Genomic DNA, 2699 nt, shown 5'->3' with positions numbered 1-2699 from the left:
TTATAATAGTATCCGTTATAAATACCTCTAGGACTACATTCAACTCTTAGTTCATTCTTATTTGTAAAATTCATAGAAAAATAACTGCGTTCGTTATTATCTTTAACTTGAACAATGTTTTTTATTTTTTCTTCCTCTTTTCCTGAAATATAGATTATACATTGATAATCTTCATTAAAAGTACTATTACTACACTCAATAGAATCTTTAACACCATCATTATTTACATCTCCTGTATTTGTAATACCAGACATAGTTGACACTGCATAAAGATTATAAGAAAAAAGAATGCATAGAAAAAAACATATTATTCGTCTAATCATCATAGCTTTCAAATTTTGCTTTATATTTCTTACCATAGCCTTTATTCCTCACGCTACTAGTTGAAAAATTATATTTACCAAGTTCTTTTAATAAATTTAGATTTGGACAATTTTTTATATTATTATTTTTAATAATTTTTTTAGCCCAATTAATTCGGGTTTCAAAATCATTGAAACCTCCATTCACACCTATATTTATCGCGTATATATCATCGTTATCTGCTAAAATATTCAAGTCCCCCCAAACACTCCCATATCTCCAATACCAACCGGCTGAATCTACAGCTAAAAATAGTTTTTCGCCAATTAGAGAATGAAAACTGTTTTTTCGATTAGCCATATCTTCAAGTTTAGTTATTGGAGATATTACAGTTTCATAATATTCAGGATCTAATCTAGTATATTTAAAATAGCTAAGATAATTTTTTCTCCAAGTTAATTGCATTAATCCTCTACCTTTATATCGTGGACCATCTCCTACTTCAATATTTTGATTTTTTATTGCACTAGGATGTTTACCAAGATCATAGTCTGCGCCACTAGCAAACTCAACTGTCGTTGTTAAATGGGCTGATTCAAGATAAACTTGAGTTAAAAAATGAATCTTTCTAATACATGTATTAATTTCATATTTCTTAAATGTATTATTTAATAGTTCAGTTAATTTTTCATAACTTTTTTCTTTATCCTCTAAAGGACATTTTTTATGAGTAAATAATTTATATGGTTTAGAACCTCTTAAAGAAGATACAATATTCTTTACTTCCTCAACCGTAAAATCCCGATGACAAAAACACGTTGAATAAGGCATCAACCACCCAATCACCCCCAACGGATGCATATAATACGCCTGCTTGTCGCTATTAAATCCGTCCGCCTCTAATTTGATAGACAAATCTTCTACCCGTTTTTCTATTCCGGAAGCTACGTCGTTCTTCCCGTTATCCCGATAAACATCACACACTTGTTTAAAATCGATAGACTTCGTCTTCTTCCACTCGCTATCATGTTTAGCAATAATACCCATCAACCTTCTTTGTTGTATCGGATTTAATAATAAATCCTTGAGCTTGCCCGCTTCAAATTTTATCGGTGTACCTTTATCCGCTTCTAAATTTAACTCCGCCATTATCGCCTTAAACATCGGGTCTAATTCGTTTTTCTGCTCAATCGTCAACTCACTTTCTGGGTCGATAGTCTGATGTAAAGGATTCTTGAATATACAAAGCCCGCTACCCGATTGAGTAAACACATTAACACCCGGAAATAACACTCCGTGGGTTACATGGCGGTCATCCACATAAATCCCTGAATCCTTATCTTTGCTGTGCTCCACTTGCTGATAGAGGTAAGGCTGCACATTGTAATAGGTTTTTGTTTGTTTCGGATTTTGTTTATCTTTTATGCTTCGCTTTTCCACATCGGCAAGGGGGACCATAATTTCAACTTGAGTTTGTTCCAGTTCAAACGCCTCATCGTTCATTATGCTGTAAAGCCGGCTGTCGCGAGGAACATACAGGAAGTTGTCTTTAATGCCTTTCTTTTCTTTATCTTGTTTATACGCCACTTCTGCTTTAGCTTTAAATTGGTCAATGTCATCATAGGTAAACACTTCAAGATGTAACAGCTTTTCGCCGCTTTCGCCCATCTGATTATATTCACCCATCAGCCCCAATTCTTCACCCGCTTTAATCGCGATTGGTTTGCTCAGTGCTACTTCTGTGTCAATCAATGTGTCAAGATTATGACGAATCAAGAGCGGTATGCCACTTATAGGGTGGTCTATGAGGGTTTCATAAGAGCGATTAAAGATTTTCCAGGGTTTACCTGTTTTTGGCTTATGTTCAACACCATTCGCGTCTTTATACCACACAACTTCATCAAACTGAGTTTTGTTATCTTGGTATTTTCTGATTAAAAGCGCCAACCCGTCAGGCAACGGTGCCACTATCTTATTATCTTCTCTTATCATCACCGGAAATTTATCTGCCGATTTAGTTAATGCTAAAATTTCTTCGCCCGAGCTCTGATAATCACTCATTTTTGCCGTATGGCGGTAAAGGGAATAAAACGTTAAGATATTGTCCTTAGGGTAAGCTACCTCGTGTTTTAACAGAAAAAATCCCATCGAATAGACCGCACTTTGCGAACCCGATTCGGTGTCCTTTTTATATTCGCTATCCACTTTATAAACAATCAGTTTGCTGTCGACAATTTCATTCTGTCAGCTTATCTAACTTAACTTCAATATCGGTCTGTGTTGATAAATTCTAGTTTTAAAAGAACAAAAAAATAACCGCACTTTTATAAAGTGCGGTTTATATAGTTATTAATTTAAATCAACTGAATCCGCTTTAATCCACATATTGATTTCTT

Annotated in this window: 2 protein-coding genes; both read right to left on the bottom strand. The window is 34.5% G+C overall.

Going from position 1 to position 2699, the window contains the following annotated elements; all coding sequences use genetic code 11:
• The coding region (locus BKL51_RS11125; RefSeq protein WP_143530621.1) for a hypothetical protein at nucleotides 1-254 on the bottom strand (254 nt) is incomplete at its 3' end.
• Between the two features lie 61 nt (nucleotides 255-315).
• Nucleotides 316-2451, bottom strand: a complete 2136-nt coding sequence (locus BKL51_RS12195; protein ID WP_233127131.1) for a glycoside hydrolase family 19 — start codon at nucleotides 2449-2451, stop codon at nucleotides 316-318.
• Nucleotides 2452-2699 lie beyond the last annotated feature (248 nt).

The sequence above is a fragment of the Rodentibacter sp. Ppn85 genome, assembly GCF_001999335.1.
Classification (GTDB): domain Bacteria; phylum Pseudomonadota; class Gammaproteobacteria; order Enterobacterales; family Pasteurellaceae; genus Rodentibacter.
The sequence above is the reverse complement of the archived record's forward strand: the minus strand, read 5'-3'. Positions and strand labels throughout refer to the sequence as shown.

Coding starts and splice junctions, on each gene's coding strand:
- BKL51_RS12195 (WP_233127131.1), bottom strand. CDS start 2,451: ATGGGATTTTTTCTGTTAAAACACGAGGTAGCTTACCCTAAGGACAAT.